The following is a 7,885-nucleotide window of genomic DNA, read 5'->3' on the forward strand; positions in this document are numbered from 1 at the left end:
GGGCCTCAGCCGATGTCCGGCGGGTCGATCCTGATGCGCACCGGGTCGCCGCCGCCCCGGGCCAGCCGTGCGGCCTGGGCGGTCTTGAGGGCGGCGGCAAGGGCCGCGCCGCTGCCGGGCGGGACCCGCACGAGCGCCCGTTCCCACCGCTCCCCCACCGGCGGATCGCCGGGCCGGCGCGGCCGCCCCGGATCGGCGACCGGCAGCGGAACCGGGCCCAACACCTGGGCGTCGGGCGGCAGTTGGACCGTCATGAGGAAGGCTTCGACCGCCTCGGGGCGCCCGATGGCCTCGGCCATCCGGGAGACCGGGGGGAAGCCGAGCTCGGCCCGCTCGGCCAGTTCGCGCACGGCGTGCCCGACCGGGTCCCAGCGGACCAGCGCCTGCACGGGGCGCAGGGTGGGCTCGGCCACCACGACCACGGTGCCGCCCTCGTCCTGGCCGCGCACCAGCGAGGCCGCCGAGATCCAGCGGCGCAGCGCCTCCTCGCCGGCCCTGAGGTCGGGGCGGCTGAGCATCGCCCAGCCGTCGAGGAGCAGCGCGGCCGCGTAGCCGCCCTCGGCGACCGGTTCTGCGCCCGGCGTGGACACCACGAGCGCTGGCCCGCCCGGCACGCCGTCCAGGACGTGGTCGCGCCCCGAGGTGCGCACGGGCACCGCGGGGAAGGCCCGGCCGAGCTCCTCGGCGGTCCGGCGGGCGCCGACGATCTGGGCCCGCAGCCGGTTCGCGCCGCACGCAGCGCAGTGCCAGTCGGACTCGGCCGTCCCGCACCACGCACACCTCAACTCCCGCTCGTCCGGCGCCTCCAGCGGACCCGCGCACCGCCCGCACCGGGCGGGCTCACGGCAGCGGGCACAGGCGAGCCGGGGCGCGTACCCCCTCCTCGGCACCTGCACGAGAACAGGGCCGCTCTTCAGCCCCTCCCGCACGGCTTGCCAGGCCAGGCTCGGCAGCCGGGCCGCCCGCGCCGCCTCGTCGCGCGCCAGCTCCCCGTCCCCGACGGTGCGTACGAGCGGAGCGGCTGCCCGCACCACGGTGCGGTCGGCGACCAGGGGCGCGGCCCAGCCGCTCTGCACCAGTTGGGCGGCCTCGACCGTGCAGCTCGTACTTCCCAGGAGGAAGCCGCACTTGTCGTGCGCGGCCCGCAGTTCGAGCACCTCGCGCACATGCGGGAACGGGGCGTTGTCGTCGCTGTGGCTGGAATCCCCGTCCTCCCAGATCACGGCGAGACCGAGGTTCTCGACGGGCGCGAACATCGCCGCGCGGGTGCCGACCACGGCCCGCACCGCGCCGCGCCGCACCGCGAGCCACTGCCGGTAGCGCCGCTCGGGCCCCGACTCGGCGGTGAGCAGTGCGTGCCGGCCCTCGCCGAGCAGCGCGGTCAGCGCCGCGTCGACCCGGCCCGCGCTGCGCCCGTCCGGCACGACGACGAGGGCGCCGCGCCCCGAGGCGAGCGTCGCCCCGACGGCCCGGGCGATCTCTTCCGCCCAGTGCGGCCCGGGCAGCGCGGTCCACACCGCGCGGGGGGCGCCACCGCGCGCCAACACCCGGAGAAAGGCGGGACCTTGCTGATACCGCTCCCAGGTCCCGGCAGCCGGCTCGGCCGGTGGCGGGGGCGGCTCGGGCGACGGCTTCGCCTCGGCCCTGGCGTTGCGGGGCGGCACGGCGAGCTGCAGCACGTCGGCGAGGCTGCCCGCGTACCGGTCGGCCACGGCCCGGGCGAGCGACAGCATGTCCGTGCTGAGCACCCGCTCCGGCGAGACGACCTGGGCAAGGGCGGCCAGCGGACCGGAGTAGTCGGAGTCGGCACGCCGCTCGACGACGAACCCGTCGATCAGACCGCCACCCTCCCGGCGCCCGTCCCGCACATTGCGCGCCCCGGCCCCGAACCGCACCCGCACCCGCACCCCCGGCTGCGCATCGGCATCGAGCTCTTCGGGCACGGCGTAGTCGAAGTACTGATCAAGATGCAGTACCCCCTTGTTCACCACGACCCGGGCGACCGGCAGCTCCTTCGCGAGCGCCGCCCCCCGCCACGTCCGCGGCTTGGCCTTGGGCACCTTGGCCTTGCGCACCGTCTCCCGAATGAGCGCAAGCTGCTCCGGCCCCGCGCCCTCGGCGCCCCCACCCTGCCGTTCGTTCTCGCTGCTCACAGCCAAATTCCTACCAGACGGGACTGACAACGGCCTCGGGCGCGGGGCGCTGGCCAGTTAGGGACGGGCTCCCTCGACAGCCTGAAAGGGGTGCGATTCGCTCCGGATGAGGAAACGGGAAACGTCCCCATTCGCCTTGTTCCGCTCAGTCGGCTGCCGCACGCTGATTCGCGTCGCCGCCGGCCTCCCGGACGGCAGCGACGGAGGTTCACGTGCAGCAGCATCCGTACAGCTTCGGAGAAGAACTTCGCAGGCGACGCCTGGCGGCGGATCTCTCCCTGGAGCAGCTCGGCAAGCGTGTGCATTACAGCAAGGCGCAGCTCAGCAAGGTGGAACGCGGTCTCAAGCGTCCGAGTCTTGAGCTCGCCCGCCTGTGCGACACCGAACTCGCTGCCGACGGAGCCCTGGCCCGGCTGCTGGAACCGACGATTTCACCGATGTGCCTGCCCGCTCCTGGGCGCGACGACGAGGTGTGGTTGATGTATCTCGACAAGGACGGCGACAGCACACTCCAGCCGGTGAAGCGCCGCAGCCTGATCGCGGTCGGCGCGGCATCGGCCCTCTCACTCCAGCTGGGCGGCGACCCGTTACCGGTGGACACCGGAGCGGGCACGCTCGTCGAAGCATCCCGGATGCTCTTCGACCAGTTCCGCAGAATAGGCCAGGCCGCCACGCCCCGGAGCCTGCTGCCTGCATTGATCGCCCAGACCCACTCGCTGGAACAGCTGGCCCTTCTCGCCGGGCCCCGCACGAGGGGCGAGTTGCTGGTCCTCGCCTCCCGGTATGCGGAATACACGGGCTGGATGGCGCAGGAGTCCGGTGACGACCGTACGGCCCTGTGGTGGACGGACCGTGCCGTGCAGCTCGCCCATGGGGGCGGCGACGACACTCTGGCCGCGTACGCCCTGGTCCGGCGGTCGCTGATCTGCCTGTTCGGCGGCGATCCGGCGCAGGCCACAGAGCTGGCCGAGCAGGCATTGTGCAGCGCGACAGCTCCGCGAGTCCGTGGACTGGCAGCCCAGCACCGGGCGCAGAGCCTCGCGGTGACGGGTGAGCACAGCGCGGCCATGCGTTCTCTGGACCAGGCGCGAGAACTGCTCGTGGCGGACAAGGCCCGCTCCGACACACCCACGCTCGGGGCCTCGCACGTGCCCGATGTCGTCGAGATGTACACGGGCTGGTGCCTGTACGAAGTGGGCCGGCCGAGGCAGGCCGCGGAACTCCTCGACCGGGAGACGGCCCGGCTCTCCGTCGATGCGCTGCGCGCCCGGGCCCGGCACGGCGCACGGCGCGCCCTCGCACACGCCGCCGCCGGTGACATCGACCAGGCCTGCGCCATCACATCGGGCTTGCTCTCGTCCGTCGCCGCGGTCGACTCGGCGACCATCGCCACCGATCTGCGCCGGCTTGCTCGGCTGCTCGCCCGGCACCCGCGCAACGCCCGGGTACGTGAAGTGGCTCCTCGACTCACCGCGGTTCTGCCTCACCACTCCTGACGAAGTCCACAGAGAAGGGACCCACCCCGTGCACGAGCTCTTCATCAACTACCGCACCCAGGACGGCAAAGAGACTGCCCGCAGGTTCGACGACGAGCTGTCCAAGCGGTTCGGCACGGACAGCGTGTTCCGCGCGCAGAAGTCCATCGCCCCCGGAACCAATTACGTCGACACCCTGGTCACCGGTGTTCGCCGCTGCCGGGTGTTACTCGCGCTGATAGGAACTGGCTGGCTCGATGCCCCGGACCAGAAGCGGCCCGGCCGGCGGGCTCTCACCAACCCGGGCGACTGGGTGCGTCGCGAGCTCGAAGAGGCGTTCGCCGCCGGGGTCCTGGTGGTGCCGGTGCTCCTCGGACGCCACGTGGAGCAGCTCGACCCGCTGCGGCTCCCCCGGTCGCTGAAGGGCCTGGCCGAGTGCCAGTACGAGCGGTATGCCATGCGTACCGCCGAGGCCGACCTGGCTCGGCTCGGCGACCGGCTGGTCCGCCAGGTTCCCGACCTCGCCCCGCTGGACCGGCGCGGGGCCGATGCCAAGCCCGCGAGCGAGGAATCCCCCGGCGCCCCGGCGATCCGCACTGACCAACAGAGTGGCGGCATAGGAGGCGTACACGGCGATGTCGGCTCGTTCGTCAACGAGGCGCACGGGCCCCTGCACACGGGATCCGGCAGTCAGATCAACGGTGACGGAACCAATCACGTGGCCGGGGACAACCACGGTGGCATCCGCCAGCGGTTCGGCGACACGAAGCGCCCCGGGACCGAGCAGTGACCGAGCCGTACAGCGCGTACATCAGCGAGTCCTGCGGCCCTGTGCACACCGGCGACGGCGCGCAGCTCAACATCTCTCTCGCCCTCGCCTCGGATCGGCTGCAGCACGAGGCAGGACCGAGTCTGCGCAGCATCACGGACCGCGACGGCGACTGGCTGGAGCAGAGGTTCGTCGCCCCTGGCGGAATGCAGCGAGCACGCACGCTGCTCCGGACCAACTCCGTCGTACTGCTCTCGGCTCGCCCGGGGTCGGGCAGGCGGGCCGCCGCCCTGATACTCCTCCACGAACTCGCGGGCGGATCGGGTGGGTTGTACGAACTGCCGGACACCGAGGACGACAGCGGGTCGGTCCTCGACGTGAGCGAGGTGGGTGAGGGCGACCGGCTGATGCTCGACCTGTCGGCCGTCGACGAGGCCCGCTATCTCTCCCTCCAGCGCCGGCTGCCGGACTTCCGGGCCAGACTCGTCGAGCGGCGGGCCCTGCTCGCCGTCGTCCTGCCGCACCATCACGCCTACCTGCAGAGGACCGAACTCAAGCCCTACACCGCGGAGCTCACCAGGCCCTCTTCCCGTGACGTGCTCAGCCGGTACCTCCAACTCGACAACATCCGCCCACCGACGGCGGAGTTGGGTGTCCAGAGCCTCGCGAGTCATCTGGCGAAGGTTCCGATGCGAGAGGTAGCCGAGCTCGCGGACCGCATCCGTAGCCTGCGGGACACCGGCTTTCCTGGCGGCTTCCCCAGCTGGCGCGACCAGGCCATTAAGCGGGTGGCCGACCGGAGCGCCGAGGTCGCCGCGGACCTCGCCGCCCATGACTCGGGCCGTCGTCGGGCCCTGCTGCTCGCCCTCGCGATGTTCCACGAATCCCCGCCGGCCACAGTGCTGCGCACCGCCTCCGCACTTCTCTCCGCCCTGTCCCACCCTCCCGACGAACGGCCGCGGCTGGAACAGACGGACCTGAACCGCGAGTTGACCGAGCTGGGCGCGGAAACCGGCCCCAACGGGCTGGTCCGGTTCCGGACCCACAACTACGACCGAGGCGTCCGGGAACACTTCTGGACATACTTTCCGGATCTGACCGAGCAGTTCCGCCGCTGGTTCCATGACTGCCTGGCACGGCCCGGAATCGGGGAGAACGAACACGCTCCTGCCATCACGCGGTTCGCCGATCAGTGCCTGCGGGTCGGGCGGCCCGGGGACCTGCTGTGGCTGGCCGATGCGTGGACCGGCCATCACGGCCAGGTCCGGCTCATCCCGGATGCTGCGCAGGCGCTCGACCACGGTCTGGCCGACGAACGGTACGGCCAGAGGTTCCGGCAGCAGATCTACGACTGGTCGATCACCGGAAACCTGCCGCAGAACCTCAAACAAGTACTCGTGCTGGTCTGTTCGCAGACCATGCGGCGCAGCCACCCGCACCAGGCGCTGGTACGGCTCCACCATTTGGACCGCAGGGCGGACGGGCGGGTGTCGGACACCGCGCGCAGTGCCCTGCTCGACCTCGCTCTCAGCAACAGCCGCATGTACCGCCTTCTGCTCCAGCGCGTCCGTCGCGGCCTGGAATCGGAGTGGGCCAGGGACCTCGGTCTGTTTCTCGCGCTCACCCAGTCCGTGCGGCTCATCGCCTCGCAGGAGGTGCGCGCGGGACTCACCGCCGGATGGGCCGCGGTCTTCCGGAAGCTTCCGCGCGAGGAGTGGCACCCGTACGCGGTCCACTGGTTCACGGCTGTCGTGGACGGCTCCGGCCCGGAGCGCCTGCTCGATGTGCTCGTCGACGGCTGCCGAAATGAGGCCGTCCTCCTCGGTGGCCTCTACCAGCTCGCCCGCGACTGGGAGCGGTCCCGTCCACCCGGGCTCGTCGACGGGCCCGGCATCGCGGACCTGCTCGTCCAGAAAATCAGCTTCGCCCAGGGGCTCGGTTTCCTGGTGCCCGCTGTCTGACACTCCTCGGGGGAGAACATGATCGGCTCAGGTCGCTACATCATGACGGTCTTCGTCACCCTCCTGCTCGGGCTGCTGCTCGTCATCGCGGGAGTCGCCCTGCAGTGGCCGCGCTGGGCCTGGCCCGTGCTGGCCGTCGTTCTGATCACGGCCGCCATGGCGGTCAACCGGTTCATGTCCAGGGACCGTGACGGGTTCCCGCCCCATCTGGCCATGGAACCCGATCTGCCCATACCGCCCGCCCCGCGCCAGGAGATCCGCGTCAGCGGCGTCGCACTGCCGAGTGCTGTCGCCGACTACGACTTCCTGTTCTCGGCCACAGTGCGCTGGAACCTTCTCGAATCGCCCGACGGGGCCGCCCTCATCAACCCGTCCGGGCTCGCCGTCGATGCCGTCCTACACCGGGCCCGGGAGATCACCGCGGGACAGCCCCCGTCCCGGAGCGCGCTGGTGCAGCACCGGCTCGACGGCGCTCTCGCCACGATGCAGCAGGATTCCAGTGGACGGCTGCTCGCCATGGCGCTGGACGTCTCGCTCTGCCTTCCCGATCCGGATCTGGAACGGCTGGCCAAACTCTCGACCGTGCGCAAGGAGCGGGACGTCTGGGAGCACGAGCGCAACCATGAACGCAACAAGCGCGACTATCTGGGCGGCGACGTCCTCAAGGACACCGGCAGCGCGGTGGTGTGGTGGCTGTCGCGCAACGAGGACCGGATCGAGGAGACCGTAGACCGGATCGGAGTCCTGGCCAGGCTCACTGCCGCAGCCAACAACGACGAGGTCGCACCGGAGTTCCAGCATCTGGTACCTACCCCTGCTCCACCCCAGCCGGACTTCGATAGGGAGGGCCCGCTCGGTCCGGAGACCGCCCAGGAACGGGAGGAGGAGCCCCCCGAGGCGGAGCCTGGCCATCGGCTGGATGACGTGATCGCCTGGTTCGGCTTCGGCCCGCACGACCCCGACCTGGCCCTGTTCGCGGAGCACCTGGTGAAGGTGGCCGAGGCGCATGGAAAGACCGAAGCCGCCGCCGAGATCAAATACCGCTTCGACGGCCGGATGCCCGAGGACCCGGCTGAGACCCCGCCCCCGGAGTCATGACCGGATTGCCGGAGCGAGCACACGAGGGCCCCGAACCGAACCCGGTCCGGGGCCCTCGTGGGGATGCCGTTTCGGCTACAGGCCCGCGGCCCGGCGCAGGGCCTCGACGCGGTCGGTGCGTTCCCACGTGAAGTCGGGGAGTTCGCGGCCGAAGTGCCCGTAGGCGGCGGTCTGGGCGTAGATCGGGCGGAGCAGGTCGAGGTCGCGGATGATCGCGGCCGGGCGCAGGTCGAAGACCTCGCCGATCGCGGTCTCGATCTTCTCGTTGTCGACCGTGTTGGTACCGAACGTCTCCACGAACAGCCCCACCGGCTCCGCCTTGCCGATCGCGTACGCCACCTGCACCTCACAGCGCGCCGCAAGCCCCGCGGCCACCACGTTCTTGGCGACCCAGCGCATCGCGTAGGCGGCCGACCGGTCCACCTTGGA

General features: G+C 71.5%; 6 protein-coding genes. 4 read left to right on the forward strand and 2 right to left on the reverse strand.

Annotation, left to right across the window (positions count from 1 at the left end; genetic code table 11):
* Window positions 1-5: 5 nt before the first annotated feature.
* A complete protein-coding gene (locus tag ACWC2B_RS36445) occupies window positions 6-2,153 on the reverse strand; it encodes a primosomal protein N' (RefSeq protein WP_450724390.1) in 2,148 nt (715 codons plus the stop codon).
* A gap of 212 nt (window positions 2,154-2,365) precedes the next feature.
* On the opposite strand from ACWC2B_RS36445, the gene ACWC2B_RS36450 reads away from it, so the two are divergent.
* Genes ACWC2B_RS36450 through ACWC2B_RS36465 form a run of 4 tightly spaced genes read left to right on the forward strand, consistent with a single transcriptional unit; the run spans window position 2,366 to window position 7,456 of the window.
* On the forward strand, window positions 2,366-3,649 hold the full coding sequence (locus tag ACWC2B_RS36450; RefSeq protein WP_450724392.1) for a helix-turn-helix domain-containing protein: 1,284 nt from the start codon (window positions 2,366-2,368) through the stop codon (window positions 3,647-3,649).
* Between the two features lie 28 nt (window positions 3,650-3,677).
* A complete protein-coding gene (locus ACWC2B_RS36455; RefSeq protein ID WP_450724394.1) occupies window positions 3,678-4,418 on the forward strand; it encodes a toll/interleukin-1 receptor domain-containing protein in 741 nt (246 codons plus the stop codon).
* Entirely contained in the window at window positions 4,415-6,358 is a 1,944-nt protein-coding gene (locus tag ACWC2B_RS36460) for a hypothetical protein (protein WP_450724396.1), read from the forward strand. Before ACWC2B_RS36455 ends, ACWC2B_RS36460 begins: the two co-directional genes overlap by 4 nt.
* An 18-nt stretch (window positions 6,359-6,376) precedes the next feature.
* Window positions 6,377-7,456, forward strand: a complete 1,080-nt coding sequence (locus ACWC2B_RS36465; protein ID WP_450724398.1) for a hypothetical protein — start codon at window positions 6,377-6,379, stop codon at window positions 7,454-7,456.
* 75 nt (window positions 7,457-7,531) lie between these two features.
* Here the strand turns inward: ACWC2B_RS36465 and ACWC2B_RS36470 are convergent.
* Window positions 7,532-7,885, reverse strand: a 354-nt coding sequence (locus ACWC2B_RS36470) for a methionine adenosyltransferase domain-containing protein (protein WP_450724400.1), incomplete at its 5' end; no start/stop codon positions are given.

Source organism: Streptomyces sp. NPDC001415, from assembly GCF_053597395.1.